This window comes from Myxococcus sp. AS-1-15, assembly GCF_020037055.1.
Lineage (GTDB): Bacteria > Myxococcota > Myxococcia > Myxococcales > Myxococcaceae > Myxococcus > Myxococcus fulvus.
Genome location: NZ_JAIQDF010000011.1, coordinates 259,565 through 286,473, shown reverse-complemented (window position 1 = coordinate 286,473; position 26,909 = coordinate 259,565). Strand labels below are relative to the sequence as shown.

The window sequence follows — 26,909 nt, the reverse complement described above, 5'->3', positions numbered from 1 at the left end:
CACGTTCAAGCAAGAGAAATCGCTCGCGCTCGAAAACAACGAGACCCCGGGCCGATACGAGCCCCGGGGCCTCCTGCATCATGCGTGAGTCACGGCCAAGGACGGCTGGAGCGCGTCCGGCAGAGGCTCGTACTCACCCAGGCGCATGCTCGCCTGGGCCCTGCCTTGAGTCCGACCACGCAGGCTCGTCACGTAGCCGAAGAGGCTGGCCATGGGGACGCGCGCAGAGACGACTCGCGCGTTGCCCCGCTCCTCCATCCCCAACACCCTGCCCCGCCGCGCGGCGAGGTCACCCAGCACGTCGCCCAGGTACGCCTCGGGCGTCGTCACCTCCACCGCCATCACGGGCTCGAGCACCCGCACGCCAGCGGCCCTCACCGCCTCCTGCAGCGCCAGGGAGCCGGCCGTGGAGAATGCCTGGGGTGTGGAGTCACGCACGTGCGTGTCTCCATCCACCAGCCGGACCTCCACGTCCACGAGCGCCACGCCGTCGCGCACGCCCTTCTCCATGGCCCCCGCCACGCCCTTCTGGATGGCCGGCACCAGCTCCCTCGGGATGGAGCCACCCTTCGTGTCGTCCACGAACACGAGCCCCGCGCCCCGCGCCGCCGGAGCCACGTCCAGCACCACGTACGCATACTGACCCGGCCCGCCCGATTGACGGACGTGGCGGTACTCCTGGCGCACCGCGCGCTGGAGCGTGTCGCGGTAGGCCACCTTGGGCTGTCCCACGCGCGCCTCCACGCCGTACTCCGTCCTCAAGCGGTCCACGACGACCTCCAGGTGAAGCTCACCCATTCCGGACAGCAGCACCTGGCCACTCTCCGGGTCCACGCCCACGCGCAGCGACGGATCCTCCGCCGCCAGACGATGCAGGCCCTCCTCCAGCTTCGGCAGCTCCGCCGGTGACTTCGCCTCCACGGCCAGGTGCACCACGGGCTCCGGGAAGCCGAGCGACTCGAGCACCACGGGGGCCTCCACGTCGCTCAGCGTGTCTCCGGTGCGCACGCCCTTCAGGCCGAGCGCCGCGGCGATGTCTCCCGCATGGACCTCCTCCACCTCCTCCCGGCGATTGGCATGCATGAACATCAGCCGGCCCACCCGTTCCCGCTTGCCGGTGGCGGAGTTGAGCAGGACGGTGCCCGCGCGCAGCGTGCCCGAGTACACGCGCAGGAAGACGATGTTCCCCACGTTCTTGTCACTCATCATCTTGAACGCCAGCGCGGCGGGAGGACTGTCGTCCGCGGGCTCACGCGTGGTCCGCTGCTCCGTGCCGTACACGGAGCCCTCCACCGCCGGCAGGTCCGACGGCGCGGGCAGGTAGTCGACGACAGCGTCCAGCAGCATCTGCACTCCCTTCTTCTTGAACGCCGCACCGGCGAGCACCGGCACCAGCACGCGCGACAGCGTCCCCGCGCGCAACGCACGCACGAGCTCCGCCTCGCCAATCTCCTCCAGCCGTCCGTCCACGAACTTCTCCATCACCGCGTCGTCCAGGTCCGCCGCGGCCTCGATGAGCCGCAGCCGCCAGCGCTCCACCTCCGCGCGCGCCTCCTCGGGAATGGGGATGCCATCGCGGTACTCACCGCCGTCGCCGTCGAAGAGGACCGTCTTCATCCGGACCAGGTCCACCAGCCCCTGGAACTCAGCGCCCGCGCCCATGAGCGGCCACTGCACCGCCACCGGGCGAGCGCCCAGCCGCTCCCGGATGGACTCCAGGCTCATGACGAAGTCCGCGCCCACCTTGTCCATCTTGTTGATGAACGCGATGCGCGGGACGCCGTAGCGGTCCGCCTGACGCCACACGGCCTCGGACTGGGGCTCCACGCCCTGGCTCGCGTCGAACACGGCCACCGCGCCATCCAGCACGCGCAGGGAGCGCTCCACCTCGATGGTGAAGTCCACGTGTCCCGGCGTGTCCAGGATGTTGATGCGGTGGGGCAAACCCGCCGAGGGCCCCGTGCGAGGAGACCAGAACGCGGTGGTGGCCGCGGAGGTGATGGTGATGCCGCGCTGCTTCTCCTGCGGCAGCCAGTCCATCTCCGTGGAGCCGTCGTGCACCTCGCCCGTGGAGTGGATGCGACCGGTGAAGAACAGGACGCGCTCGGTGAGCGTCGTCTTGCCCGCGTCGATGTGCGCCATGATGCCGATGTTGCGATACCGCTCGATGCGAGTGCTGCGAGGCATGAAGGACTCCCGTTCCCGTCGGGCAGCGAGGCCCGCGGGGGGTGATGAAGTGAGGAGCCGGTTGGTGAGGGACGACGGACGAGGCGCCGTCGAGGTGCCCGTCCACGCGCGACGCGCCGGAGGGGCGTGAAAGCCCGCTCAGGGACGCATGGAACGAAGGCACACGACGGCCCTCATCGAGCCAGGGCGGAACCGGACTTCACGACACACGGGAACCAGCAAACCCGCGCGCCGGAAGGACTCCGGCCCGCCTGCTCAAATGTCGAGCAGAACCTCGTGACGGGGGGCAAGGCACACGTCCGCCGCCGGCGCGGGGACGCGCATCAGCAGGGCTGTGAAGGAGACGGGCCTCATGATGGGATTGAGATAAAGCAGACGACTGTGATTGTCAATTCGCCCCCCCTGATACACGCGTCCAGGCGGGCACGCGCAACGTCCCGAGGAGCAAGGCATCCGCGAGGGCGCCGTCAGGTGCTGAGGGCCCGCACGCGCGCGGCGAGGTTCTGCGTGAACAGCCGGAAGATGCGCAGCGCGGCGCCCTCGTGCGTGTCCAGGTAGTGCTGGAAGCCCGCCCGGGTGATGCGCAGCGCGCGCACCGACGTGCGCGCCTTCACCCGCGCCGACACGGGCGCGTCCTGGACCAGGGAGATCTCCCCCAGGTAGGCCCCCGGCCCCAGCGTGTTGAGCCGGCGCGCGTCGTCCTCCGTGCCGGTGTAGACGTCCACGGTGCCCTCCAGCAGCACGAAGAGGCCCACGCCCGCCGCGCCCTTCTCCAGCATGACGGCGCCCGCCGGGATGAGGACCTGACGCGCCACGCGGTAGAGGTCCTTCATGTCCTCCAGCGACAGCTCGCCGAAGATGGGGATGGCCTTGAGGTAGTTGTACCCGTTGGCCTCCGGCGACGAGCTCTGCGCGGGGAGCCGGGCGATGACGGCCTCTGCCTCCGCGTCCATGCCCATGCGGCGCAGCAGCCGCGCCTTCTCCGCGGCCAGCGCCGGGTCTCCACGCGCCGTCTCCGAGGCGCGCAGCGTGTCCGCGAGCAGCGCCAGCGCCCGACGCGTGAAGCCCTCCGCGTCCAGCAGCATGCACATGCGCAGCACCGACTCGATGTGGCGCGCGTCCCCCGCGGGCACGCACCCCAGCGCCTCCACCTCCGCGTGGGGCTGGCCCAGCTCGCGGTACAGGAGCGCGCCCTCGTGCGGACGCCCCAGGCGGACCAGGCAGTGCGCCACCTGCTCGCGCGAGCCGAGCCCCCGGTACACCTCCAGGGCCCGCTCCAGCGCGCCACCCCGCTCGAAGGCCGCGGCCGCGCGCTCCGGCTCGCCCGCGCGCAGGAACGCTTCCGCCGCGTCCACGTACTGGCCGCCCTGGACGTAGAGCGCCGCCATCCGCGACTCCTCGCCACAGCCCTGCAACAGCCGCGCGGCGCCCGCGAAGTCACGCGCCCACGACAGGACCTCCGACAGTTGCTGGCGCTCTCGCGCGGGGGCCAGCGCCGCGTCCCGCAGCAGCCGCTCGCGCTGGGCCGCGCTCAGCTCTTCATAGAGCCGGGCGGCCGTCGCGGCGGACTCCAGCCCCATCAGGGCCTGCAGCGCCTGGAGCGTTCCCTCCGCCCCGGCCTTCTCCCCATTCCCCTCGACCACTTCCGACTCGGAACCCGACATTGCGTCCCCCTCGCCGGAGGATGAAACCCCCAAGTCGGGACTCCTCCTCGGACGACCCGACTCCCCGGCAGACGTGGGGCGGCTATATCACCCCTTGTTTCACCGAGGAGCCTCCGGGGCGCCCGTCAAGTGGACGCGAGGACGAGGCGCGGCCTTCAGCGGACCGAGACGAGCTCCGTGTCGAAGATGAGCACCGCGTAGGGGGGAATCCTCGGCGGGTTGCCCTCCGCGCCGTAGGCCAGGTCATACGGGAGGATGAGGCGGCGCTTGCCCCCCACGCGCATGCCCACGATGCCCTGATCCCACCCCTTGATGACGTACCCCGCCCCCAGGTCGAAGGCCAGCGCGGGCCCGCCCTCGGAGGTCGTGAAGCGCGTGCCGTCCGGAAACCAGCCCGTGTAGTGCACCTGGACGCGCCTGCCCGCGACGGCCTCGGGGCCCGTGCCCACCTCCTGGTCCAGGAGGAACAGGCCGCTGTCCAGGCGCGTCATCGCCGCCAGGTCCACGTTCAGGCTCGCCGCGTACGTCACCTTCGTCGGATCACCGTCGTCCGGGTTGCCCACCGGCGGCGTGGGCTCCTTGGGGTCATCTCCACACCCCACCAGCGGGAGCACCAGGGCACAGAGCAGCACGAAGCGACGAAGCATTGGAGGTCCTCGGAAAGGAGCGCGGGCCGCGAGGCCGGCGATGAACGACCCCAAGCCTGCCCCGATGCGTCCTTTCGCGAAAGCGGAAGTGCGACCGCCTGCCTGCCGCCAGGGGCGTCTGGAGCCAGTGGAGAGACCCCTGGCGAAATGCACGGGCACCGGCCGAGGGCTTCCGCTATTCAGGAGCGCGATGCCCCGCTGGCTCAGCCTCCTCTTGTTCTTCGTCCCCGTGCTCGCGCTGATGGCGAGCGCCCATGTCTACCTGTACCGCCGGCTGGTGAGGGACCTCATCCCGCGCCAGGCGCCACGGCGCGCCGCGCAGGTGCTCTTCACGCTCGGCTTCTTCGGCGCGGTGGGCTTCCGCTTCCTGGGGAGCCTGTTCCCCTCGGACCTGATGCGCACGGTGGGCATCGGCCTGCTCGCGTGGATGGGCCTGGTGATGTACCTGCTCTTCTTCACGCTGGGGGCGGAGCTGCTCGAGCGTGGCAGGCGCAGGCTCGCGCGCCGTGCCGCACCGCCCGCCGAGCAGCCCTCCTCGGGTCCGCCGTCTCCCGAGCGCCGCGCCATCATCACCGGTGGCCTGGCCTTGGGCGCGGGCCTGGCGGGCGTGGCGACGACCTCGTTCGGCGCCTGGCGGGCCTTCCATCCGCCCGACGTACGCGACACCCCGGTGCGCCTGCCCCGGCTGCCTCGGGCGCTGGACGGCTTCACCCTGGTGCAGCTCACCGACATCCACGTGGGGGACGTGCTCCAGCGCCACTTCGTGGACGAGCTGGTGGCGCGCACCAACGCGCTGAAGCCGGACGTCATCGCCATCACCGGGGACCTGGTCGACGGCACCGTGGCGGACCTGGGGGCCTACGTGGCCGGCTTCGGCGCCCTGCGCGCGCGACATGGGGTGTACTTCGTCACCGGAAACCATGACTACTATTCGGGCGCATCGTCATGGGTCGCCTACCTGGAGCGTCTGGGCATCAACGTGTTGCGCAATCGCGCCGTGTCCATCGGCGACGCGAGCGCATCGTTCATGCTCGCGGGCGTGGACGACTGGAGCGCGGACCGGATGGGTCTGCCCGGATACGACCTGGACGCGGCGCTGCGCGAGGTGAGCCCGGACCAGGCCTCGGTGCTGCTGGCGCACCAGCCCTCCAACTTCGACGAGGTCGCCCGGCGAGGCGTGGGACTCCAGGTCTCCGGCCACACCCACGGTGGCCAGATGTTCCCGGGCAACGTGGTGGGAGACCTCATCTGGCGGGAGCGCAACGCGGGGCTCAGCCGCACGGGCGACTCGCAGATCTACGTCAGCCGCGGCTGCGGCTTCGTGGGCCCGCCGATGCGCGTGGGGGCCCCGCCCGAGATCGCCCGCCTGGTGCTGATGCCCGGGTAGGCCCTGGCCGGCTGGCGCGCCGCCTCGTCGGGCATCCCAGCATCGGGTGCCCGACACAGACTCTCCGAGGGGCCTGGGGGACTCCGGAAACACATTTCAGGGTGGGCCGTCCATGAGCCGGGTGATGGGGAGTCCCTCGGACGAAGAGCTCATGGAACGGTTCTGCGCTGGTGCACAAGACGCCTTCGAGGCCCTCTTCGCCCGTCACTCGGGGCGGGTGCAGGGCTTCCTGACGCGGATGGTGCGCGACGGCTCGCTCGCCGAGGACCTCTTGCAGACCACCTTCCTGTCCGTCGTCCGGGCCCGCGGCCGCTATGAGCGCGGCACCCGCTTCTCGCCCTGGTTGATGACGATCGCCGCCAACGCCGCGCGCGATGCACTGCGCCACCGTCAGCACGTGGACGCCTACTCCTCCGGAGAGGGCACAGGCGCTCCTACATCCGCGCCCCCACCCTCCGGGGACCCGTCGCTGCGCCGGCACCTGCTGGACGCGTTACAACAGCTTCCTCCCGACCACCGCGAGGCGGTGGTGCTGAGCAAGGTGGAGGGCTGGTCGTTCGAGGAGATTGCCGCGCTCCGGGGCATCAGCGCGGGCGCCGCGCGGCTGCGGGCGCATCGGGGATACGAGAAGCTCCGGGAGCTGCTCGGAGGGCTGGGAGAGGCGCGATGAAGACGCCCATGGACATCGACGCCCTGCTCCAGGAGGAGCCCCGCCCGCCGGACACCGCGGCGCTGGAGCGCGCCCTCGCGAGCGCCCGGAGCGAGCTGGCGCTGCGCAAGCCCGTGCGGAGCTGGCGCACCCTGGCCACGTGGATGATGGCGTCCTCGGGAGGCATCGCGCTGCTGGCCGCCGGGGTGATGCTGGCGGTGGGCGCGGTCAGCGCGGCGGCCCTGTGGACGCGTGCGCCGCTGTTGCTCCTGTTGCTCGTGACGAGCGGCGTGTGTGCCTGGGGCGCGCTGTCTCCGCGCGGACGGGATTTGCGTCGGGCCGCCGTGGGACTGGCCATGGCCTGCGCGGCGACGCTGGTGCTCGCGCGCGGCTCTCCGACGACGCCTCCGTCCCTGCCCGGCTGGGTGTGCACCGCGAGCCACCTGGCCGTGGGCATCATCCCCCTGGTGATGGCCGTGGTGGTGCTGCGCGGGGCCGCGTTCCAGCCGCTGCGCGCCCTGTGCGCTGGGTTGTCCGTCGGCACGACGGGCGCCTTCGTCGGTGAGCTGGCCTGCGAGCAGGACTGGCGCCACGTCGCGGGCTACCACCTGTTCGCCTGGGGGCTCATCTGTGTGGTGGCCCTCGTCGTTTCACGCACCCTCAAGCCCCGCTCCTACGCCCCATGAACGACCCCTCCCTCATCGTGAGCACGAACGTGGACGGCGCGCCGGTGAGGATTGGCGAGCGCGTGAAGGTCGTCGCCCACTCGTCCGACGGCACCATCAGCGCCGGCTTCCTGGGCCACACCGGCGTCGTCGTGGCGCTCGTGTACGACGACCCCGTGGCCCAGTACCCCGCGGACCCGCTCATCCAGGTGCGTGTCGACGGCCTGGGCGAGGACCTGTTCTTCATGGACGAGCTCGTCCCGGAGTGGGCCTCCGCGCCCCTGCCGCGCCCGCCTCGCGAGAAGAAGGCCGAGCGGCCCCGCCCCACCGTGTGGCGCGTGCAGTGAGCGCCCGGCACGGCGCACCGGAGCAGGGCATGATTCCGGGGTGGTGACACCGCCCGACGCTCCACTCCGCCCGCTGGGTCGCAAGGCCTACGGCTCGATTCCCCATCTGCCCGGCTCGCGCACGGGTCCCGCCGACCACCACCTGAGCACCGCGCTGGCCCGCGTCTGCACCGAGCACCTTCGCGACGAGAAGGACCGCGTCATCGTCCTGGAGAAGCTGGACGGCTCGTGTGTCGCCGCCGCGAGGCTCGGAGATGAAGTCGTCGCGCTCGGTCGCGAGGGGCGCCTCGCCGCGAGCTCCCCCAACGAGGCCCGTAGGATGTGGGCGGACTGGGTCTCCCTCCATGCCGAGCGCTTCAGGGCCGTGCTCCAACCCGGCGAGTGGATGGTCGGCGAGTGGCTCGCGCTCGCCCATGGCACCCGCTACGCGCTGCCGCACGAGCCGTTCGTCGTGTTCGACCTGATGCACCAGGGACAGCGCCTGCCGTGGGAGCAGCTCACCGCCCGAGTCGGTGCGGGCGGCTTCGTCACGCCAGGGCTCATCCACGAGGGCGGCCCGCTCGACATCGAGTCCGCCCTGGGCCGCCTCGCGTCGGGAGGCTTCCATGGGGCAGAGGACCCCGTGGAGGGGGCGGTGTGGCGCCTGGAGCGACAGGTCGGCAAGGGTGTCAGGGTGGAGCTGCTGACCAAGTATGTCCGTCGCGACAAGGTGGACGGGAGCCTCCTGCCCGAGAACACCGGGCGACCCGCCCACTGGAACTGGCGCCCGTCGGCGCCCTCTGCGCGGGAAGTGCTTCCATGAGCCGGGCCATCTTCGTCACCGGGAACCGCTTCAAGGCCGACGAGGTCGGCCGACTGCTGGCGGGACTCGACGTCTCGCCCAGGAAGCTCGCGCTGCCCGGCCTCTCCGACGCGGAGCTCCAGGGCCCGGGCCCGTTGGACCTCGCGAGCATCGCGAAGCGCAAGGTGCTGGCGGCCTCCGCCGTGCTGGGCGCGCCATGCTTCGTGGAGACCACCGCCCTGGAGCTGGATGACGGCACCTGCTTCACCGGCGCTCGCTTCAAGAAGGAGCTGCTCGAGCGGGGCATGCAGGACTTCCTCTCCGAGCACGGTGGCCGTCGTGGGCGCACGCGCGTGGCCGTGGCCTTCAGCGAGGACGGGCATCCGGACCACGTCCGCATCTTCGAGGACGCCATCGAGGGCATGCTGCTCACCGAGCCGCGTGGCAGCGGCGGCTTCGGCTGGGACAACGCGTGGCTGCCGGATGGCTATCAGCGCACGCTCGCGGAGATGGAGCGCAACAAGTTCTTCCTCAACATGCGCCACCGGCCCTACCTGGAGCTGGCCGACCTGCTGCGCCCCGCGTCCCCGGGCGGTGCCTACGAGGCCCACCTCACCGTCTCCGCCCGCTCGGAGGAGGACCTGCGGCGCTTCCGCGCGTTCTGCGACGCGGCTTCCGTGAAGTGCATCTTCATCGAGCTGGGCCGAGGCGCCGAGCCGTTCCAACCCATGACGGCCTCGTACCACCACGGCACGCTCCGTCATGCGCTGGAGGAGGTCAGGGACATGGCGCGCGCGCTCGCCAGCGATGGCTTCGACGTGACGCGAATGAAGCTGGAGGCCCTGGGCAAGAACCGCGACATGCCGGAGGACGACGCCGCGGCGCTCGCCCAGCCGTCCAATTACTTCGAGTTCCACGTGAAGGTCCTGCTCCCCGCGCACGGCGCGGACCTGGAGGCCCTGCAGGCCCGCTGCGCGAGCCATGGTGCCCACCTGTCCCGCAACGCGCGCAAGGTGCGCGAGGACGGCGCCTCCGAGCGCTTCGTCACGCTCCGCGTCCACGGCCTGGGCAAGGTGAAGGCGGACGCGCGCTTCGACGCGCTCCTCGAGGACCTCGCGGGGCTGGGTCTGCCGCTGACGCAGCGGCTGCGCGAGTACACCGTCTACGACTCCAACCACGCGCTGGACCGGGGCTGGCTGGAGACCTCGACATGAGCCCCCTGCCCTTCCCGCTCCGCGCCAGCGCCGCCGCGCTCCGTCGGCTCGCGCGCACGTCCCAGGCCCCTCACCTCATCCTGCGGGGCGGGCTGATGATGCGGCTGTGGAGCGGCCCCGTCCCGCGCCCGGTGGAGGACCTGGACTTCCTCGCGGCCTTCCCGTTCCACGAGGGCGACACGGTGGACCGGTTCGTGGACGTGCTGGGCGTGGACGTCGGAGATGGCTTCGTCTTCGGCGCCCTGCGCTCGGAGGTCATCTGGGCGGAGACACCATTCCCCGGCGTGCGCATCCACGTGGAGACCTGGCTGCCCGGCGAAGAGTCCCCTCAGTTGCTGCGCATCGACACCGGCTTCGGCGACCCGATGAATCCGCCGCCCGCCTGGTTGGACTACGCGACGGACGACGGCACCACCGCGCGCGTGCTCGCGTGTCGTCCCGAGACGTTGCTCGCGTGGAAGCTCCACGGCCTCTTCGAGCGAGGCAAGGGACGCTTCCGCCCCAAGGACCTGTTCGACGTGTACCTGCTCACGCGTCACGCGCCGCTGGAGTCCGCGCTGTTGCCCGCGGCGCTGCGGCTCGCGTTCGACTCGCGCGGAGACTCGCTGGACGTGATGGAGCGGCTGGTGTCCGGCGAGCTGGGCCAGAGTCCGTGGAGCCTGGAAAAGTGGGCGCGCTATCGGGCCAGTCAGGCCGAGGGACGCCCCGAGCGACTCTCGGAGGTGGTGACGGCGGTGTCCGTCGCCATCCGTCCGGTGTGGGCCGCGGCGCGAGCGCTTCCATCCTCGCGCCCGTGACCTGCCTGGGCGTCAGTACGAGGCCGTGAGTCCCCAGTGGATGCTGGAGTACGTGTCCTCGGCCACGCCTCCGTTGTCCCAGCCGATGCGAGCACCGGGGCCACTGAAGGTGTCCTTGTAGTGCGACAGCTTGAAGCGCAGCTGGTAGCCGAACGGGCCCCACAGCTCGCCGGCGACGCCCAGCTCCGCCTCCCAGCCGAACGTCGACACTGACGTACCGTAGTCACTCACCTCCAGGTCCAGCGCGCCGCCCTCGTCATCGAACCCCTGGCCGGGCTTCGGGCTGATGAAGAGCTGCCCCGCGGCCTCCAGCCGCACCTGGCGAAGCAGCGGCACGGAGACCTCCAGGCCCACCGCCGGGTACAAGCGATGCGTGCTGGACAGCGGACTGTCCGCGTCCTCCTCCACGTCGAACGCGCGCGTGAGCAGGCCCGCCTTCACCCCGGCGTAGCCCAGCAGTTGGCGCGACGAGCCGAAGCCGAAGAAGTAGCGGTACATCGCCTGCGCGGTGAGCACCGAGTCGGTGGCCACCACCTCACGCGTGGCGGACTGGCCCACGTCGTTGAACAGCGTCACGTTGGTGGACGCGTACCCGCGCCGGTAGCCCAGCACCGCGCCCAGGCCGCGCAACGCGGAGGGACGGCGCGCGAAGGGCAACAGCTCCAGCTCCGCGGAGATGCCCAGGTACGGCACGGAGGACTCGTAGTCGGCGCGATCGCCCACCTGCTCCTCCTCGGGCTTGCGGTCGAACTCGCCGCAGGACTTCACGCCCGGACGCGTGCAGTACTTCCGCCACGTCGTCGTGCCGCCCAGCGTGAGCCGGGCCAGCGGCGGACGCGGCGGCTCCTCGCCCACGGTGCCACCCGAGCCCGTGTCCAGCTCCACCTCGAGGAACGGGTCCGTCGTCGTGTGCGACTCGGGCTCCTCGTCCATCGGCGGAGGTCCGTCCTTCGGCTGGGGGCCGATGGCCACCATCTCGGGCGCCTTCGGAGCGGGCTTCGGGCGCTCGGGCTCCAGCGGCTTCGGGCTCTCCACGGGACGCTCCGCCACGGGCTCCAGCGGCTTCGGCGTCTCCATCGGCTTCTCGGACGGAGGCGTCGGCGTCCGGGGCGCCTCGGCGACGGGCGTCGGAGGCGTCACGGGCTCGACGGGAGCGAGCGGCTCGGACGGGGTGACGGGCTCCTCGAACGGACGCGTCGCGCCACTCAGCGCCTCGACCACCGCGGCCACCGCCAGCTTCACGTCCGCGGGCGCGAGCCTGCCCCGCGTCAGCTTCACGTCCTGCTCCCCCAGCACGGTGCCGCTCGCGTCCAGCACGCGCACCGTCAGGCTCGAGCCGCTCACGGTGCCAGTGACGGCCGCGTCCAGCTTCATCCTCGGCGCCACCCGGGCCAGGGGCGCGTCGGTGAACAGGGTGTTGCCCTTCAGGCCTTCCTTCTTGCCGAGGGTGGCGTACTGCTTCAGCGACGCCACCTTCACCGGCTTCGCGCGGCGCAGGGCCGACTCGAGCTGTGCCCGGACCTTCCCGCCGCGATCTCCCTCCACCGTCAACACGACGAGCTGCTTGGGAGCCTCCCTGGGCGTGGCCGTCTTCCTGGACTTCGCCTCCCGCGCCTTGGCCGGCTTCGCCTTCGCCTTGGGCGCCACCACCTGGGCGGGCACCGCGCGCTTCTTCTTGACGACCTGCGCCAGCGCTCCCGGGGAGGCCAGCGTCACCGCCGTGAAGAGCACCAGGCCCCAGCGGACCATCGCGTGTTGGGAGTTCATCATTCGGGACTGGAAGGTTCACCCAGCCCGCACGCGATGTCCAGGCTTGCCCGGCGGTCCGCTCTCAGGCGTTGAGGTGCGCCGGGGCTCCCACCACCGAGGGAGCGGACACGGGCCGCCCCTCCGACTCAGGCTCGTTCCCTTCCTCGTCGGGGGCCTGCCGCGCCGACCCGGTGGACTCCGCCACGTAGGCCGCGCGACCGATGCCCAGGAAGTCGCGACGGTAGATGCGCACCATCGCCATGAAGATGGACGCGATGAGCGGCCCCACCAGGAGCCCCATCATCCCGAACACGGCCAGACCGCCGAACATGGACAGGAAGACGAGCAGCGGGTGCAGCGCCATGCGCGAGCCGCACAGCCGGGGGCGGATGACGTTGTCGATGGTCCCCACCAGGAAGGTGCCCCACGCGAGCAGGAAGACGCCCTCGCTCACCTTGCCCATGGCGATGAACACCACGCCGATGGGGCCCCACACCAGCGCCGTGCCGCCCACGGGCACCAGCGCCACCAGCACCATGGCCGCGCCCCACACCCCCGCGTGCGGCACCCCGGCGATGAGCAACCCCACGAAGCCCACCGCGCCCTGGATGAGCGCCGTGACGGTGTTGCCGTAGACGATGGCGTACGCGACGTCGGTGAACTCGCGCGAGAAGGCCTCGAAGTAGCGACGGTCCAACGGAATCAGCCGCGTCACCTCCGCGACGAGCCGGCGACCGTCGAGGAAGAAGTAGTACATGGCCACCGTCATCAGGAACATGTTGATGACCAGCTCCGTGCCCGCGCCCACCAGGTCCTTGAGCAGGGCCGCGCCGCCCGTCACCGCCGCCATCAGCGAGCGCTCCGTCTGCGCGCTCTCCAGGTCGAACCGGATGTAGCGGCTCAGGCCGCGGGGCAGGCTGGAGGCGAACTGGTGACGCAGGTCCACCCGCTCGAGCAGGTCCTGCGCCTGGCCGACGAACTGGAACACCTCACGCGCCACCATCCACCCGACGAGGGCCAGCGGCGCGAGGATGAGGAGGAATACCGTGAGGGTGGACAACCCGGCGCACAAGGGCTTGCGGCCCCGCAGCTTCTGACACAGGTAGTCCTGCACCGGCATGAACAGGACGACCAGGAAGCCGCCCAGCAACACCGGCATCAGGAACGGCAACAGAATCCTGGAGAAGAGAATCAACGCCAGCGCAAACAGCGCCGCGAACACGTAGTTCGACCACCGCCGCGAATCAGCCACCGCCCCACCCCACCCCGCCCGACGAGCCCACTGCCCGCTTCCAACCTAGGAATCGCGCTTCCCGCCGGGAAGTCCGACATCCCCCACATGAGGACACCACCCATGACTACTGGACGTTTGACGCTGACGGGCCTCGCGGTACTGGCCACTGCCCTGGGACTCGGCGCCCCGGGCTGCGGAGACTCCGCCGCGCCGTGCACTGACTGTCCGGCGATGGAGGGCCGCTATCGCATGGCCTTCGGCGACGCGGGGGTGCCCGCCGAATGCCTCAACCTGGGTGTGGAGCTGCCGCGCAACAGGCCCCTGGACGTCACCCGCTCGGCGGACCGACTCATCGGGAACCTGGAGGGCGTGGGACTGTTGGGGACCATCTCCGCCGAGGGCTCCTTCTCCATGGCCGGCACGGGCCCGGGACAGGACGGCGGGAGGATGGACACGCTGAGCCTCGCCGGTCGCTACACGTCCCCCGAGGGGGACGGCGGCACGGCGCGACTCGACGGGACGTTCACGGGGAACTTCTCGCGCCCGGGCGTGGAGCCGCCCCAGCGGTGCAGCTTCGTCACCCCGTTCTCGGCGACCCGGGAGTAGCGCCACGGGCCGCCAACGGGGCGGACCTGCCTACTTCTTCTTCTCGGCGGCGGCCTTGGCCTCCGCCTTGTTCTTCTTGGCCCGCTTCTTCCAGGCCTGCTTGATCTTCATCTGCACGCGGCGGTGCTTGCTCTTGCTGCGGGCCATCGTTGACTCCTGTGCTCCATGACGGAGACGTGAAAAGAGGCGCTTAACTATCAGAACCTGAAGGGCTCCCGGAAGAGGAACCCTCCGGAGGGGGTCCGGAGGCCGTTTCGGGGCCTGGGGCCGCCCCCTCGGCCACCTCGGGAGCGGGGCGCGTCGGGTAGGGAATGCCCTCCGCCCCCCGGACCTGGGTGGGTCTGGCGGCGGACACCGTCACCTCCCCCTCCCGGTCCTCGTCGGTGGGCTTCTCCCGGGAGGCGGGGGCGCTGCTCTGCTGGGGGCGCTTCTTGACCGAGGCGAAGATGGGCTTGAACGCGTCCAGGAAGCGGCGGACCTCGTCCAGGGGGAGCGCCGGGCAGTGGTTGCCGTTGGCGCCCGTCATGGAGGTGGCCATGCACATGGCGTTGAGGATGGCCTCCTCGGTGGCCTCCATCACCGCCTCGTAGAGGGGGTCCAGGCGCTGATCCAGCAGCAGCTTCAGCTTGTAGACCATCTTCTGCGTGCGGCGCGGGATGATGTTCGCGGTGGAGAAGCCCACCACGATTTCGCCCGAGCCGTGCGCCGCGTAGCTGCCCACCCGGCCGATGCCCAGGCCCACGCGCTTGCACAGGCGGTTGATCTGATGGCTGAGCAGCGGCGCGTCGGTGGCGACCACCGCGATGATGGAGCCGTAGGTGGTGCCGCGCTTGGGAGCGCCCTTGAACTTCTCCGCCAGCACCTCGCCCATGGGCAGGCCGCCCACGCGCAGGTTGTGCATCTTCCCGAAGTTGGACATCACCAGCACGCCCAGCGTGTAGCCGCCCAGCACCTCCGGCAGCTTGCGGGACGACGTGCCGATGCCGCCCTTGAAGTCGCACGTCACCATGCCAGTGCCGCCGCCCACGTTGCCCTCGGCCACCGGGCCGGACGCCGCGTTGCGGATGGCCTCGAAGACGTGCTCCTCGCGCACGTGCCGGCCGGAGATGTCGTTGAGCCACGAGTCGTCGCACTCTCCGACGACGGGGATGATGACGTCGTGCTCGTCGCCGATGCCCGGGTAGCGCTCCACCAGGTGGCGGGCCACGCCGTCCGACACCGCGCCCACCGCCATGGTGTTGGTGAGCAGGATGGGCGTCTCGACGAGGCCCCACTCCATGAGCTGCGTCATGCCGGAGACCTCGCCCGCGCCGTTGAGCACGAAGCCGCCTCCCGTCATCCGCTCCATGAAGATGTTGCCCTTGTTGGGCATGATGGCCGTCACGCCCGTGCGCACCGGGCCGTGCCCCGGCCTCAGCGGACCGTCGCCCTGGATGAGCGTGCAGTGGCCGACGAGCACGCCCTCCACGTCGGTGATGGCGTTGTATTTGCCGGGCTTGAACCGGCCCAACGGAAGTCCCAGCTCGCGGGCGCGAACCCGCGGTCCCATGTACTCGGGGATGTGCACCATGCCGGCCACACTAGCGGACCATCACCCACCGTCAACCACTCCGACCGCGTAATATCTTCAGGCGCTCGAAAGGCCCTCCTCGGAGGGCCCCGAGAGGCCGAGCATCACGCCTTGGCTTCGATGCGCGGCACGCCGTCCGTCGACGCGGGCGCGGTGCTGGCATCATTCACGGGAGTGTTCGAGCCATTCGGCGCAGCGCTGCTCCCGGGCGCGACCGGAGCCGAGGTGGCGACAGGCGCGGCGTGCTCGTCGAGCGCGGGGCCCTTGTGCAGCCCTGGCTGCACGACGGGATGCGGGTGCTCGCTGGCGGCGCGGCGCGACGCGCGCTCCTTGTAGCGGCGGATGGCGGGGGCCATGATCTCACCGATGAGCGCGCGGTAGTCCATGCCCGCGCCTTGCGCGATGAGCACCAGGTCGCTCCACCCGGGCGTGAGGCCGGGCAGCGGGTTGCACTCGATGAAGTAGATGCGCCCCTTGTCGTCCATGCGGAAGTCGATGCGCGCGACGTCGCGGCATCCCAGCGCCATGAACGAGCTGCGCGCGGCCGTGCGCAGCTTCTCCAGCAGCGCGGGCTCCAGCTTGGCCGGCGCGTCGTAGCGGATGCGGTCCGTCCAATCCAGCTTGTGCTGGAAGCTGTACACGGGGTTCTTCTCCCCCTTGTCCAGGAAGACGATCTCCATGGGCGGCAGCACGCGCGGGCGCCGCTCGCCGAGCAGGCCCACCGTGAACTCACGCCCACCGATGTACTCCTCGATGAGCGCCGGCTGCTGGTACTTGCTGGCGATCTCGCGCACCACCTCGCGCAGCTCCGCCTCGCTGTGGCAGACGCTCTTGGTGACGACGCCCTTGGAGCTGCCCTCCGCCACCGGCTTCACGATGAGCGGGAAGGTGGTGAACTCCTTGTTGAGCCGCTCCTTGCCCGTGGCCATCAGCTGGAAGTTGGGCGTGAGGATGCCCGCCTGACGGACGATCTTCTTCGCCAGCGCCTTGTCCAAGGCGATGGAGAGCGTCGCCGGATCGCTGCCCGTGTACGGGATGTCCAGGAGCTCCAGCATGGCCGGCACCTGGCTCTCGCGGTTGCGGCCCTTGAAGCCCTCGGCGATGTTGAAGACGATGTCCAGCGGCGTGCTCGACAGCACCGTGGGCAGCTCCGCGGTGGCCTCCAGGTCGATGACCTCGTGACCCCAGGACGCAATCGCCTCGCGGATGGCCTGCAGCGTGTTGGGCGAGTCGTACTCCGCCTCGCTGTCCTCCACCGCCTCGCCGTGGGCGCTCGGCTTGACGCGCTTGACGTTGTACGTGAAGCCGACGCGAAGCGGCCCCGTCTTGCGCGCGGGCTTGCCCTGGCGCCGGGAGGAGTCCTTGATCTTGTAGCGCTTGGCCGCGCTCTGGATGATGGAGTTGATGACCCCGTCCAGGTGCAGACCGTCCAGCTCCGCGGAGGCGTAGATGCCCGCGCCCGGCTCCAGGCTGGGCAGCGCGTTGATCTCCAGGAAGTACGGCACGCCCGCGTCGCTCAGGCGGAAGTCGATGCGGCCCAGATCCCTGCAGTCGAGCGCCTGGTAGATCTTCTGCGCCATCTTCCGCACGTCCTCGGCGGTGCGCGCCGGGATGCGCGCGGGCGCGAGCACCGAGACGGCGCTCTCCTTCTTCGTCTTCAGCTCGTAGTCGTAGATGGCGTAGCGCCGGCCCGCCGTCACCGCCGGGTCCACCACGTACTCCACGGGCGTGAGCACGCCGTCGTAGTCGTTGTCCACCGCGGCCAGGAACGGCACCGTCAGGTCGCGGCCCGGGATGTACTCCTCCACCAGCACGCCGGCGGGGTACTTCTCCAGCGCGGCGGACACCTTGGCGCGCACCTCGTCCAGCGTCTCCGCGATGGAGTCCTGGGTGATGCCCTTGGAGGAGCCCTCGAAGTTGGGCTTCACGATGACGGGGAAGCGCAGGTTCTCCGCGGTCAGCTCGCTGAGCTTCTCCACGTACTGCCAGCCCGGGGTGCGGATGCCCTGCTTGGACAACACGAGCTTGGTGAGCTGCTTGTCCAGCGTCACCGCCAGCGCGTACGCGTCCGAGCCCGTGTACGGGAAGCCCAGCTCGTCGAAGAGCGCGGGATAGAACGCCTCGCGGAAGCGGCCGCGGCGGCCCTCGGCGGTGTTGAAGATGAGGTCGGGGCTGTACGCCTCCAGCCGCGCCACGGTGCGCGAGGCGGGGCCGCTGACCTCGAAGCGCTCCAGCCGGTGGCCCAGCCGCTCGATGGCCGCCGCCAGCGCGTTGACCGTCTCCTGGGTGTCGAACTCCGCTTCTTCTTCCGAATCAGACAACCTGAGATTGTGGGTCAGCGCGATGCGCACGGTAGCCCCCTTCTCTTCTTGAGCGAGCGACCGCGGCGCACCTTCGCCGCGGACATGAGTCTGCCCGGCGCGCGCTGATGCGCCACCGGGTCGCGGGCTGCAACGGTTGCGCCCGCCACAACCTTCCCGTCCACCACCTGCGTCTGCGCCCAGGTGTCGCCGAGCCGCCAGCCGAGCGGATCCCTCACCACGCGCCACGCCTCGATGCCGCCGATGACGACCAGCCCCGCCACCGCGGCCACCGGCCCCAGCGGCTCCGGCATCATCCCCAACAAGACGATGAGCGACAGCGGCGCGTTGCGCAGCGTGCTGTCGCGGTGTCGCGCCGCCGAGCGCGTGGGCAGGTGCATCACCTTCACGCCGAAGATGCGCTTGCCCACGCTCTGGCCCTGGATCATCCCGTCCGCGAGCAGGAGGAACAGCAGCGCGACGACGGAGCCCGCGCGGCCGCACACGACATACAGGCCCCACGCCACCGCCACGTCCACCGCGCGCGCGCCAAGGCGCAGCCACAGCGACGCCTTCGGGTACGGCGAGCCCGGCTCACTGTCCTCGACGACGAGCCTCAACGCGCGGCCACCGCCACGGCTGGCCGCCATCAGGATGCGCTCTGGGGGCGCGCTCACTCCTCGGGCTCCAACGTGAGACCCTCCTCGGGTGGCTCCGGCTCGTCCAACCCCGCCAGCCGCGCCAGCCGCTCATGCGCGCTCAAGGGATGGAACGGAGGATGGGAACCCTCGCCCGGCGTCCACGCATTCCCCGCCGACGTCGGCCCCGACTCGGACAGGCGCAAGAGCTTCGCCCGCGCGGCGTCCTCGTCCGGCGCCGCCGCCACGCCTTCCCGGGTGAAGAAGATGAACGCCATGGCCGGCCGCTTGGAGGACTCGCGCATCGCGAACTGCACGCCGTCCAGGTTCCAGCCCTTCGCCGTCCACTCGTTCAGGGCGCGCTCCAGCGCCCCCTCGTCCACCGTGGACAGCTCGACCACTTTGTACTGCAACGAAGCCCCGGTACGAATCACGGGGGCGCGCCGGGTGCGGGAGCGCTTCGGCTTCGCCGGACCGCGCCGACGTTGGGGCGGGGGCTTCTCCGACTTGCGTCTGGGACGCTTCTTCTTGGTGGGCATCGTGCGCCGGCTATTTGGACGCAACGCCCGCGGCGGATCAAGCGCAACCCGCGCGCGGGCCCTGGTGGTGTTGGCTACAGGAGCTTCGCGGCTTCCAGCGCGTGGTAGGTGATGATGAGGTCGGCGCCCGCGCGCTTGATGCCGGTGAGCGTCTCCAGCATCACCCGTTCGTAGTCAATCCAACCATTCTGGCCGGCGGCCTTGAGCATGGCGTACTCGCCGGAGACGTTGTAGGCGGCCAGCGGCAGGTCGAAGCGCTCGCGCACGGCGCGGATGACGTCCAGGTAGGCCAGGGCGGGCTTCACCATCAGCATGTCGGCGCCCTCCTCCACGTCCAGCGCGGCCTCCTTGAGCGCCTCGCGCACGTTGCCCGGGTCCATCTGGTAGCCGCGGCGGTCTCCAGACTTGGGCGTGCTCTGGGCGGCCTCGCGGAAGGGGCCGTAGTAGCCGGAGGCGTACTTCACCGCGTAGGACATGATGGGGACGTCGATGAGGCGCACCTCGTCCAGCGCCTTGCGGATGGCGCCCACGCGGCCGTCCATCATGTCCGAGGGGGCGATGATGTCCGCGCCCGCCTGGGCGCAGGTGACGGCCATCTGCGCGAGCAGCGGCAGCGTGGCGTCGTTGACCACGTGGCCGTCCTCCAGCACCCCGCAGTGGCCGTGGTCCGTGTACTCGCACAGGCACACGTCCGCGATGACCTGGAGGTCGGGCTCGGCCGCCTTGATTTCACGAATGGCGCGCTGGACGATTCCGTCGCGCGCGTAGCCCTGGGTGCCCTGAGCGTCCTTGTGGTCGGGGATGCCGAAGAGGATGACCGAGGGGACGCCCAGGGACTTCGCCAGGCGGGCCTCGGCCACGGCGTGCTCGAGCGAGAGGTTGAAGATGCCCGGCATGGAGGCGATGGGACGGCGCACGTCCCGGCCCTCCACGACGAAGAGGGGGTAGATGAAGTTCCCCGGGTCGAGGCGCGTCTCGCGCACCATCTCGCGCAGGACGGGCGAACGACGGAGGCGGCGGGGGCGGTGGACGGGATGGGCCATGGTGCTCGCCGGTATAAACCGGCGCGCCCACGCCTTCATCGTTTCCGTCCGGGCGCCCGCCCGCTCACCCTGCGACGAGCCTCCAGCTGTGCTGATGACGCCGGCCTTCCCGGGCGTGGCGCTGGGCGCGGGCCTCCGCGAGGTCCGCCTCGTGCAGCGCCCGGGCGTAGCGCACGCGCGCCGCCTCCCCGCCGGACGCCAGCTCCTGCTCGGCGGCCGCCAGCTCCCGACGGGCCTCTTCACGCTGCTGCTCGACGCGTTCCGCGTACGTCATCCACTTCCTCCTGCCTTGGGGTGTGCCGGCGGGGATTGCACGGGACGGACCAGCGGAGGGCCACATCGCAAGGGGGCGAAACGACGAGGTGTCGCGGCGCGGCAGCGACCTCGGGCGTGCGAAACCGATTTCCCAGGGCCGCGAAAACGAGGTCGCGGGGATTCGAAGCGGGTGCACGGCCGCACGCCCCTCCCCCGGAGGACCGACACAGGCAATCGCCGCACGGCTGGCTCGTCTACAGTTTCGACCGTGACATCCCAGACGCCCGCCATCGAAGTGACGAACCTGCGCAAGACGTACCAGCGCGCCTTCCGCAGGACGGGGAACATCGCCCTGCGGGGCATGGACCTGTCGGTTCCCCAAGGAAGTGCCTTCGGCCTCATCGGCCCCAACGGCGCGGGGAAGACGACGTTCATCAAGAGCCTGCTCGGCATCGTCCAGCCCACCGAGGGCACCGTGCGCGTCCTGGGCGGCACGCCCGAGGATGCCCGCATCCGCGCGCGCATCGGCTACCTGCCCGAGCGCCTGCACCTGCCCGGCTCGTGGACGCCCACCGCGTTCCTCGCGATGGTGCGCCAGCTCAAGGGCCTGAAGCCGGACGCGCCGGGCCACCTGAAGCTGCTCGAGCGCGTGGGCCTCTCGGACGCCGTGGGCCGGAAGATTGGTGGGTACTCCAAGGGCATGCGTCAGCGCTTGGGGCTGGCGGCGGCGCTCGTGGGGGAGCCGGAGCTGCTCATCCTGGACGAGCCCACGGACGGCATCGACCCGATGGGGCGCATGGAGGTGCGGCGCATCCTCCAGGAGGAGGTCCGGCGCGGCACGACGCTCTTCCTGAACTCGCACCTCTTGGCGGAGACGGAGCGCGTGTGCGATCGCGTGGCCATCCTCGCGGACGGCCGCGTGGTGCGCGAGGGGCGGCTGGAGGAGCTGGTGCGCGGCGGCTCGCGGTGGGTGGTGCGCTTCGCGCCGGGCACGAGCGCCGAGGCGCTGGCCGTCGCGGGCTTCACCCAGGCGCGGGCGGACGGCGTGTACCACGTGGAGGCCGAGGACCCGGCGGCGCTCAACGGCGCGCTGGACCGGGCGCGGGCCACCGGGGCGTTGCTGGTCGAGCTGCGGCGGGACGGGATGGATCTGGAGTCGGTGCTGCTGGGGACGATGGGCGCCGGCGCGGGGCGGGCGGAGGTGGCGGCATGAGGCCGGTGGTGGGAATCGCGGGTTACGTGCTGCGCGAGGCGGTGTCGCGCAAGTTCATCCTCGCCTTCATGGTGGGCATCACCCTGGTGCTGGCGGTGGTGGCGCTGAGCCTGAGGCTGGAGGTCATCGACGGGGCGCTGGCGGCGTCGCGGCTGTTCGGTCAGGACATCCGCGCGAACATCCAGTCCGTCGACGTGGCGTTGCGGCCGGTGTACCAGGCGTCGGCGTTCATCGTGTTCTACGGGGGCATCCTGTTCGGCATCGTCGCGTGCTCGGACTTCGCGCCCAGCCTGATGTCGCCGGGGAGAATCGAGCACCTGCTCGCGCTGCCCATCCAGCGCTGGCACCTGCTCGCGGGGACGTTCCTGGGGGTGATGACGCTGGCGCTGGGCGGGACGCTGTATGGCACCACGGGGCTGGTGCTCATCTTCGGGGTGAAGGCGGGGTACTGGACGGTGGGGCCGCTCGTCGCGGGGTTGATGGCGTGCGTGGGCTTCGCGGCGGTGTACGCGGTGATGTTGACCACGGCGACGCTGGTGCGCAGCGCGGCCTTGTGCGCGGCGGCGGGCTTCGCCTTCATGGTGGGCGGCATCATCGCGGGCAACCGGCAGCAGATCGCCCGGTTCTTCGAGGAGGGGCTGAGCCGCGACGCGTTCCTGGGGGTGACGCTGCTGCTCCCCCGGCTGTCCGCGCTGGCGGAGGCCGCCGGGGACCTGGCCGCGTCGCTGCCCCTGGAGGTGCGCTCGCTGGGGACGCTGCTGCTGGGCGTCTTCGTCTTCGGGATGGCGGCGCTGGTGGTGGGATTCTGGCGGTTCGAGGGAAAGGACTACTGAGATGGAGAGGCGCCAGAAGCGAGGGGCGTGGTTGGCGATGGCGGCGCTGCTGTTCGTGGCCGCGGCGGTGTTGATGTTCCTGGGTCAGGGCGACAAGACCGAGACCGAGGAGCCCAAGGTGGAGTTCCCCCGACGGATGCGCGCGCCGGAGCGGGAGCGCGCGGAGCGGCGCAGGACGCAGCCGACGCCCGTCGCGCCGGACGCGGGCGAGCAGGCCGCGGTGCCCGCGAAGCCGAGGGATCCACTGCTCGCGGCGCTGCCCCGGGGTCCGGGCAAGACGGCGGTGGTCATCGAGGCCAACGCGCTGAGGCACTCGCCCATCGGCGCGCTGCTGCTGGACTGCATGATGCGCGACGGCGGCAAGCAGCTGGAGCAGTTCCGCCAGAAGAGCGGCGTGGATCCGCTCCAGGACCTGGACCGGCTGGTCATCACCGACGAGGGGATGATGCTGTCGGGCAACTTCAGCAACGCGCGCTACCAGGAGCTGTTGGGCGACCGCGTGTCCGCGGACTACGGCCAGGGCGCGCGCGTGTACGAGCCGGGCGAGTCCACCGACACGCTGAAGGACGGCACCACCGTCACGCGACGGGGTGGGCCCTCCATCGGGACGTGGAACAACCAGTTGCTCGTCATGGGCAGGTCCCCCGACGAGGTGAAGGCCGCCATCGACCGCGTCGAGGGGCGCGGGCCGGACGAGCCGCCCGCCATCTCCGAGAACAGCACGTACGGAGAGATGTACGGTGTGCTGTCCGTGGAGCACATCGCCCGGCTGCTGCCGAAGGAGCAGGCGGCGCTCGCGCAACGGCTGCGTGACGTGGCCCAGAACGTGGAACTGCACCTGGACGCCAGCTCGGACGTGGCGCTGGTGGCGGAGATCCAGGGCGCCAACGCGGACGACGTGACGGACCTGGGCAAGTCCCTGGGCGCCGCGCTGTCACTGGCGCGCATCAAGGCCCAGGCGGGCGAGGACAAGGACCTGGCCCAGCTGCTCGACTTCGCCAAGGTGAAGCCGGATGGCAACTCCTTCACCCTGGAGATGGCCGTCCCCCTGGCCGTCATCCAGGAGCGGCTGGCCTTCTGCAAGGAGGAGCGCCGCGCCGCCGAGGCCGCTGTCCCCACCGGGAGCGAGGCCAAGGTGGGGGTCGAGCAGGCCCCAGCGCCCTGATCCACGGCCGGACGCCCGGTGGGCGCATGCTCTCCGAGCGTCCGGAGGACCGAGCGCCATGGCCAAGTCGCGGGGATCTCTGCGACACTCTCGCGCCGTAAGGCCTGTCTCACCCCCCTCGAGACAGTCCCCCGACGAGAGAACCGATTGATGATTTCACGTGTGTCGAGGGTCGCCCCGTTGCTGTTCGGCTCGGGGCTCTGCGCCCTTGTCTACCAGACGGTGTGGCTGCGGGAGTTCCGTCTCATCTTCGGCGCCAGCACCGCGGCGTCGGCGGCCGTGCTGGCCATCTTCATGGCGGGGCTGGGACTGGGCGGTGTGCTCCTCGGCGCGCGCGCGGACCGGAACCCACGCCCGCTGAACTACTACGCCAACCTGGAGCTGCTCATCGCGGCCAGCGCGGGCTTGAGCCCGTTCCTGGTGGAGCTGGCGCGCGCGGCCTACATCGGCGTCGGCGGCACGCCCAGCCTGGGGCTCTTCGGCGGCAGCGTGGCGCGGCTGGTGCTCTCCACGCTCGTGCTCGCCGTGCCGACGGTGCTGATGGGCGGCACGCTGCCGGCCGCCGCGCGCGCGGTGCAGTCGGATGAGGACCCCGCGCGTCGACACCTCGCCATCCTCTACGGCGTCAACACGCTGGGCGCCGTCACCGGCGCGACGCTGTCCACCTTCTTCATGCTGGAGGTGTACGGCAACCGCACCACGCTGTGGATCGCCTGCCTCCTCAACGCGGCCGTCGCCATCTGCGCGCGCAGCGTGAGCCGCTCCATGGAGCCGGAGGCCGCGACGGCGAAGCCCCAGGCCGCGTCCGAGCCCTCCGCCGCGCCCGTCGCTGCTGACGTCGTCGCCGCACCGGTGGCGCAGCCCTCGAGCTCCGTGGCGCGCGCGACGCCGTCGTCCATGTTCGCGCTGGTGGCGGCCCTGCTCGTCGGCTTCTCGTTCCTCCTGATGGAGCTCGTCTGGTACCGGATGCTGGGCCCCATCCTGGGCGGGACCACCTTCACCTTCGGCCTCATCCTGGCCATGGCGTTGCTCGGCATCGGCCTGGGTGGCGCGGCCTACTCCATCGTCTTCCGGCATCGGCCGGCCACGCTGTCGGGCTTCGCGCTGACGTGTGCCCTGGAGGCCGCGTTCATCGCCCTGCCCTTCGCGCTGGGAGACAGGCTCGCGGTGTTCGCCGCGCTGCTACGCCCCTTGGGCGGCGCCGGCTTCGGCGGGATGATGCTGGGTTGGGCGCTGGTGGGCTCGGTGGTCATCCTCCCCGCCGCGTTCATCTCCGGCGTGCAGTTCCCGCTGCTGCTCGCGCTCGTGGGCAAGGGCAGTCAGGACGTGGGCAAGCAGGTGGGCCAGGTCTATGCCTGGAACACGGTGGGCTCCATCGTCGGCTCCCTGGCGGGGGGCTTCGGTGTGATTCCGCTGATGAGCGCGCCGGTCACCTGGCAGCTCGTCGCGGGCATCCTCGCCGTGCTGGGCCTCGCGTCCGCGGTGCTGTCGCTGAAGCTGGAGCGCCAGGTGCCGGCGCTGTTCGTTCCCGTCTCCGTCGCCGTGCTCGCGCTGGTGCTGCTGTCGACCCAGGGCCCCACCGCGGCGTGGCGGCACGGGAGCGTGGGCGCCGGACGCGCCGCGCTCGCCAACCCGACGCTCAACCACATCGATGCATGGGTGCGCAGCAAGTCGCGCGGCATCGTGTGGGAGAAGGATGGCGTCGAGAGCAGCGTCGCGCTCAACTCCGACAACGGCCTGTCCTTCATCGTCAACGGCAAGTCGGACGGCAACGCCATCGGTGATGCGCCGACCCAGGTGATGAGCGGGCTGCTGGGCGCCCTGCTCCATCAGGAGGCCCGCAACTCGCTCGTCATCGGCTTGGGAACCGGCAGCACCGCGGGATGGCTGGGCGCCGTGCCGGGCATGGAGCGCGTGGACGTGGTGGAGATCGAGCCCGCCATCCTCGACGTCGCGCGGCGATGCGAGGCGGTCAACCAGAAGGTGATGGACAACCCCAAGGTCCACACGTTCATCGCCGACGCGCGCGAGGTGCTGCTCACCACGCGGCAGCGCTACGACATCATCTTCTCCGAGCCGTCCAATCCCTACCGCGCGGGCATCTCCAGCCTCTTCACGCGCGACTTCTATCAGGCCGTGAAGGAGCGCCTGGCCGAGGGCGGCATCTTCGTCCAGTGGCTCCAGGCCTATGAAGTGGACGCGCTCACGGTGCAGAGCGCCTATGCCACGCTCTCCTCGGAGTTCGAGGCCGTGGAGACGTGGCAGGTCCACTCCGGGGACCTGCTGCTGGTGGCGACGCGCAAGCCGCTGGTCCACGACGTCGACAGGATGCGGACCCGCATCGCCGAAGAGCCCTACCGCAGCGCGCTGCGCGCCACCTGGCGCACGGACGAGGTGGAGGGCGTGCTCGCGCGCTTCGTGGCCGGTCCGGCCTTCACCGCCAAGGTCGCGGAGGAGAGCCAGGAGCTCATCAACACGGACGACGTGTCGTTCATGGAGTTCGCCTTCGCGCGCAGCCTGGGCCGGGACACCGGATTCTCCATCCGCACGCTGTGGTCCATGACGAACGTGCTGGGCACGGGCCGTCCGGACATCAAGGGAAAGGTGGACTGGGACCGGGTGGCCATCAACCGCGCCTGGTACACCATCCCGCTGTCGCGCGAGGAGGCCAACAGCTCCGTCGTGAAGGGCTGGGTTCCCATCATCGATGCGTTCAACAAGGGGCAGCTGGGCGCCATCCACGCGCATTGGAAGAAGGAGCGGTGGGAGCCGGTGGGCCCGCGCGAACAGCTGGTGCTGGCGCGGGTGCTCGCGAGTGTCGGCGACGAGGAGGCCCTGAAGTATCTCGAGCCCATGCGCGCGACGCTCCCCGTGGAGGCGGACCTGCTCGAGGGTGTGCTGCGAATGCGACAGCGCAAGCTGCCCGAGGCCGCCGCCCTGTTCGAGCGAGGACTCATCGCCCTGCGCACGAATCCATGGCCGGCGCGCGAGGTGACCTCCTCCATCTTCGCGGAGCTGGCCGTCATCGCCCGCACGGACAAGGCCCTGGGCCGCAAGCTGGTGGACGTGCTGGCCGTGCCGTTCGCGGCGGACTCGCTGACCGTGGCGCGCGAGGAGACCCGCATCGAGCTCGCGAAGCTCGTGGACTGGATGGGCCTGTGTGTCTCCGTGCTGGAGCCCACCGAGCCCTTCACCGTCTGGGACAGCAAGATGCTGGATGACCGGCGGCGCTGCTACGAGCACCACGGCCACCCCATGGCACTCAACGCGGAAGCGGACCTGCAACGACTCATCTCCCAGGCCCCGGCCGTGTTCATGAGCCAGACGATGGAGACTCCCGCGCCCGTGCAGCAGTCCTCGGATGCGGCCCCCACGCCCGCGGCGCCCACCGCCCCGGGTCAGGCCACCGAGACGGCGCCGTAGCAC

24 protein-coding genes are annotated in these 26,909 nt (G+C 70.8%); 12 read left to right on the top strand and 12 right to left on the bottom strand.

What is annotated here, in order from left to right:
- Window positions 1-78: 78 nt before the first annotated feature.
- The 3 genes from fusA to K8625_RS28030 form a co-directional block, all read right to left on the bottom strand.
- Window positions 79-2,187, bottom strand: coding sequence for an elongation factor G (gene fusA, locus K8625_RS28040; protein WP_223784419.1), 2,109 nt, complete (start codon window positions 2,185-2,187; stop codon window positions 79-81).
- A gap of 467 nt (window positions 2,188-2,654) precedes the next feature.
- The gene (locus K8625_RS28035; RefSeq protein ID WP_223749947.1) at window positions 2,655-3,851 is read right to left on the bottom strand and encodes a cyclic nucleotide-binding domain-containing protein; all 1,197 of its coding nucleotides are present in this window, start codon (window positions 3,849-3,851) and stop codon (window positions 2,655-2,657) included.
- Window positions 3,852-4,006: 155 nt separating this feature from the next.
- Window positions 4,007-4,498, bottom strand: coding sequence for an FKBP-type peptidyl-prolyl cis-trans isomerase (locus K8625_RS28030; RefSeq protein ID WP_223749948.1), 492 nt, complete (start codon window positions 4,496-4,498; stop codon window positions 4,007-4,009).
- 190 nt (window positions 4,499-4,688) lie between these two features.
- Here K8625_RS28030 and K8625_RS28025 point away from each other — a divergent pair, with 190 nt between their 5' ends.
- The 7 genes from K8625_RS28025 to K8625_RS27995 all read left to right on the top strand — a co-directional run bounded on the left by K8625_RS28025 (window position 4,689) and on the right by K8625_RS27995 (window position 10,338).
- Window positions 4,689-5,885, top strand: coding sequence for a metallophosphoesterase (locus tag K8625_RS28025; protein WP_223749949.1), 1,197 nt, complete (start codon window positions 4,689-4,691; stop codon window positions 5,883-5,885).
- 124 nt (window positions 5,886-6,009) lie between these two features.
- On the top strand, window positions 6,010-6,555 hold the full coding sequence (locus K8625_RS28020; RefSeq protein WP_223750037.1) for an RNA polymerase sigma factor: 546 nt from the start codon (window positions 6,010-6,012) through the stop codon (window positions 6,553-6,555).
- On the top strand, window positions 6,552-7,220 hold the full coding sequence (locus K8625_RS28015) for a DUF1109 domain-containing protein (protein WP_141325045.1): 669 nt from the start codon (window positions 6,552-6,554) through the stop codon (window positions 7,218-7,220). The genes K8625_RS28020 and K8625_RS28015 overlap by 4 nt, the downstream gene beginning before the upstream one ends.
- Window positions 7,217-7,546 carry a Carotenogenesis protein CarS gene (locus K8625_RS28010; protein WP_223749951.1) on the top strand — a complete coding sequence of 110 codons (330 nt, stop codon included), beginning with the start codon at window positions 7,217-7,219 and terminating at the stop codon, window positions 7,544-7,546. Before K8625_RS28015 ends, K8625_RS28010 begins: the two co-directional genes overlap by 4 nt.
- 43 nt (window positions 7,547-7,589) lie before the next feature.
- Window positions 7,590-8,348 carry an RNA ligase family protein gene (locus K8625_RS28005; RefSeq protein WP_223784418.1) on the top strand — a complete coding sequence of 253 codons (759 nt, stop codon included), beginning with the start codon at window positions 7,590-7,592 and terminating at the stop codon, window positions 8,346-8,348.
- Window positions 8,345-9,541, top strand: coding sequence for a non-canonical purine NTP pyrophosphatase (locus K8625_RS28000; protein ID WP_223784417.1), 1,197 nt, complete (start codon window positions 8,345-8,347; stop codon window positions 9,539-9,541). Before K8625_RS28005 ends, K8625_RS28000 begins: the two co-directional genes overlap by 4 nt.
- Complete coding sequence (locus K8625_RS27995; RefSeq protein WP_223749954.1) at window positions 9,538-10,338, top strand: nucleotidyl transferase AbiEii/AbiGii toxin family protein; 801 nt, start codon at window positions 9,538-9,540, stop codon at window positions 10,336-10,338. The genes K8625_RS28000 and K8625_RS27995 overlap by 4 nt, the downstream gene beginning before the upstream one ends.
- Before the next feature lie 12 nt (window positions 10,339-10,350).
- Here K8625_RS27995 and K8625_RS44285 read toward each other — a convergent pair whose 3' ends face one another.
- The gene (locus K8625_RS44285; RefSeq protein ID WP_305070924.1) at window positions 10,351-12,108 is read right to left on the bottom strand and encodes a hypothetical protein; all 1,758 of its coding nucleotides are present in this window, start codon (window positions 12,106-12,108) and stop codon (window positions 10,351-10,353) included.
- 61 nt (window positions 12,109-12,169) lie between these two features.
- Window positions 12,170-13,339, bottom strand: coding sequence for an AI-2E family transporter (locus tag K8625_RS27985; protein ID WP_223784416.1), 1,170 nt, complete (start codon window positions 13,337-13,339; stop codon window positions 12,170-12,172).
- A gap of 102 nt (window positions 13,340-13,441) precedes the next feature.
- Here K8625_RS27985 and K8625_RS27980 point away from each other — a divergent pair, with 102 nt between their 5' ends.
- Complete coding sequence (locus K8625_RS27980) at window positions 13,442-13,927, top strand: hypothetical protein (protein WP_223749957.1); 486 nt, start codon at window positions 13,442-13,444, stop codon at window positions 13,925-13,927.
- A 30-nt stretch (window positions 13,928-13,957) separates the two neighbouring features.
- Here K8625_RS27980 and K8625_RS27975 read toward each other — a convergent pair whose 3' ends face one another.
- From K8625_RS27975 to K8625_RS27945, 7 genes are all read right to left on the bottom strand, one after another.
- Complete coding sequence (locus K8625_RS27975; protein ID WP_046713536.1) at window positions 13,958-14,074, bottom strand: hypothetical protein; 117 nt, start codon at window positions 14,072-14,074, stop codon at window positions 13,958-13,960.
- Window positions 14,075-14,117: 43 nt separating this feature from the next.
- Window positions 14,118-15,497: a P1 family peptidase gene (locus K8625_RS27970; protein ID WP_223784415.1), complete on the bottom strand. Its 1,380-nt coding sequence runs from the start codon at window positions 15,495-15,497 to the stop codon at window positions 14,118-14,120.
- Between the two features lie 104 nt (window positions 15,498-15,601).
- Window positions 15,602-17,848: an ATP-grasp domain-containing protein gene (locus tag K8625_RS27965; RefSeq protein ID WP_223784414.1), complete on the bottom strand. Its 2,247-nt coding sequence runs from the start codon at window positions 17,846-17,848 to the stop codon at window positions 15,602-15,604.
- Window positions 17,833-18,447, bottom strand: coding sequence for an RDD family protein (locus K8625_RS27960; RefSeq protein WP_223750038.1), 615 nt, complete (start codon window positions 18,445-18,447; stop codon window positions 17,833-17,835). Before K8625_RS27960 ends, K8625_RS27965 begins: the two co-directional genes overlap by 16 nt.
- Before the next feature lie 23 nt (window positions 18,448-18,470).
- Window positions 18,471-18,974 carry a hypothetical protein gene (locus K8625_RS27955; protein WP_223784413.1) on the bottom strand — a complete coding sequence of 168 codons (504 nt, stop codon included), beginning with the start codon at window positions 18,972-18,974 and terminating at the stop codon, window positions 18,471-18,473.
- Window positions 18,975-19,048: 74 nt separating this feature from the next.
- Window positions 19,049-20,017, bottom strand: coding sequence for a porphobilinogen synthase (hemB, locus tag K8625_RS27950; RefSeq protein ID WP_223749961.1), 969 nt, complete (start codon window positions 20,015-20,017; stop codon window positions 19,049-19,051).
- A gap of 64 nt (window positions 20,018-20,081) precedes the next feature.
- A complete protein-coding gene (locus tag K8625_RS27945; protein ID WP_141331311.1) occupies window positions 20,082-20,291 on the bottom strand; it encodes a hypothetical protein in 210 nt (69 codons plus the stop codon).
- Window positions 20,292-20,540: 249 nt separating this feature from the next.
- On the opposite strand from K8625_RS27945, the gene K8625_RS27940 reads away from it, so the two are divergent.
- The 4 genes from K8625_RS27940 to K8625_RS27925 all read left to right on the top strand — a co-directional run bounded on the left by K8625_RS27940 (window position 20,541) and on the right by K8625_RS27925 (window position 26,906).
- Complete coding sequence (locus tag K8625_RS27940) at window positions 20,541-21,485, top strand: ABC transporter ATP-binding protein (RefSeq protein WP_223784412.1); 945 nt, start codon at window positions 20,541-20,543, stop codon at window positions 21,483-21,485.
- Complete coding sequence (locus K8625_RS27935) at window positions 21,482-22,318, top strand: hypothetical protein (RefSeq protein ID WP_223784411.1); 837 nt, start codon at window positions 21,482-21,484, stop codon at window positions 22,316-22,318. Before K8625_RS27940 ends, K8625_RS27935 begins: the two co-directional genes overlap by 4 nt.
- Window position 22,319: 1 nt before the next feature.
- The gene (locus K8625_RS27930) at window positions 22,320-23,483 is read left to right on the top strand and encodes a hypothetical protein (protein WP_223784410.1); all 1,164 of its coding nucleotides are present in this window, start codon (window positions 22,320-22,322) and stop codon (window positions 23,481-23,483) included.
- A gap of 162 nt (window positions 23,484-23,645) precedes the next feature.
- Window positions 23,646-26,906 (top strand): fused MFS/spermidine synthase, encoded by a 3,261-nt coding sequence (locus K8625_RS27925; protein ID WP_223784409.1) that lies wholly within the window; start codon window positions 23,646-23,648, stop codon window positions 26,904-26,906.
- Window positions 26,907-26,909: the final 3 nt, after the last annotated feature.

Bases quoted from the DNA above. Each gene is read 5' to 3' on its own strand.
- fusA (WP_223784419.1), bottom strand. From the start codon at position 2,187: ATGCCTCGCAGCACTCGCATCGAGCGGTATCGCAACATCGGCATCATG.
- K8625_RS28035 (WP_223749947.1), bottom strand. From the start codon at position 3,851: ATGTCGGGTTCCGAGTCGGAAGTGGTCGAGGGGAATGGGGAGAAGGCC.
- K8625_RS28030 (WP_223749948.1), bottom strand. From the start codon at position 4,498: ATGCTTCGTCGCTTCGTGCTGCTCTGTGCCCTGGTGCTCCCGCTGGTG.
- K8625_RS28025 (WP_223749949.1), top strand. From the start codon at position 4,689: ATGCCCCGCTGGCTCAGCCTCCTCTTGTTCTTCGTCCCCGTGCTCGCG.
- K8625_RS28020 (WP_223750037.1), top strand. From the start codon at position 6,010: ATGGGGAGTCCCTCGGACGAAGAGCTCATGGAACGGTTCTGCGCTGGT.
- K8625_RS28015 (WP_141325045.1), top strand. From the start codon at position 6,552: ATGAAGACGCCCATGGACATCGACGCCCTGCTCCAGGAGGAGCCCCGC.
- K8625_RS28010 (WP_223749951.1), top strand. From the start codon at position 7,217: ATGAACGACCCCTCCCTCATCGTGAGCACGAACGTGGACGGCGCGCCG.
- K8625_RS28000 (WP_223784417.1), top strand. From the start codon at position 8,345: ATGAGCCGGGCCATCTTCGTCACCGGGAACCGCTTCAAGGCCGACGAG.
- K8625_RS27995 (WP_223749954.1), top strand. From the start codon at position 9,538: ATGAGCCCCCTGCCCTTCCCGCTCCGCGCCAGCGCCGCCGCGCTCCGT.
- K8625_RS44285 (WP_305070924.1), bottom strand. From the start codon at position 12,108: ATGATGAACTCCCAACACGCGATGGTCCGCTGGGGCCTGGTGCTCTTC.
- K8625_RS27980 (WP_223749957.1), top strand. From the start codon at position 13,442: ATGACTACTGGACGTTTGACGCTGACGGGCCTCGCGGTACTGGCCACT.
- K8625_RS27975 (WP_046713536.1), bottom strand. From the start codon at position 14,074: ATGGCCCGCAGCAAGAGCAAGCACCGCCGCGTGCAGATGAAGATCAAG.
- K8625_RS27970 (WP_223784415.1), bottom strand. From the start codon at position 15,497: ATGGTGCACATCCCCGAGTACATGGGACCGCGGGTTCGCGCCCGCGAG.
- K8625_RS27960 (WP_223750038.1), bottom strand. From the start codon at position 18,447: ATGGCGGCCAGCCGTGGCGGTGGCCGCGCGTTGAGGCTCGTCGTCGAG.
- K8625_RS27955 (WP_223784413.1), bottom strand. From the start codon at position 18,974: ATGCCCACCAAGAAGAAGCGTCCCAGACGCAAGTCGGAGAAGCCCCCG.
- hemB (WP_223749961.1), bottom strand. From the start codon at position 20,017: ATGGCCCATCCCGTCCACCGCCCCCGCCGCCTCCGTCGTTCGCCCGTC.
- K8625_RS27945 (WP_141331311.1), bottom strand. From the start codon at position 20,291: ATGACGTACGCGGAACGCGTCGAGCAGCAGCGTGAAGAGGCCCGTCGG.
- K8625_RS27935 (WP_223784411.1), top strand. From the start codon at position 21,482: ATGAGGCCGGTGGTGGGAATCGCGGGTTACGTGCTGCGCGAGGCGGTG.
- K8625_RS27930 (WP_223784410.1), top strand. From the start codon at position 22,320: ATGGAGAGGCGCCAGAAGCGAGGGGCGTGGTTGGCGATGGCGGCGCTG.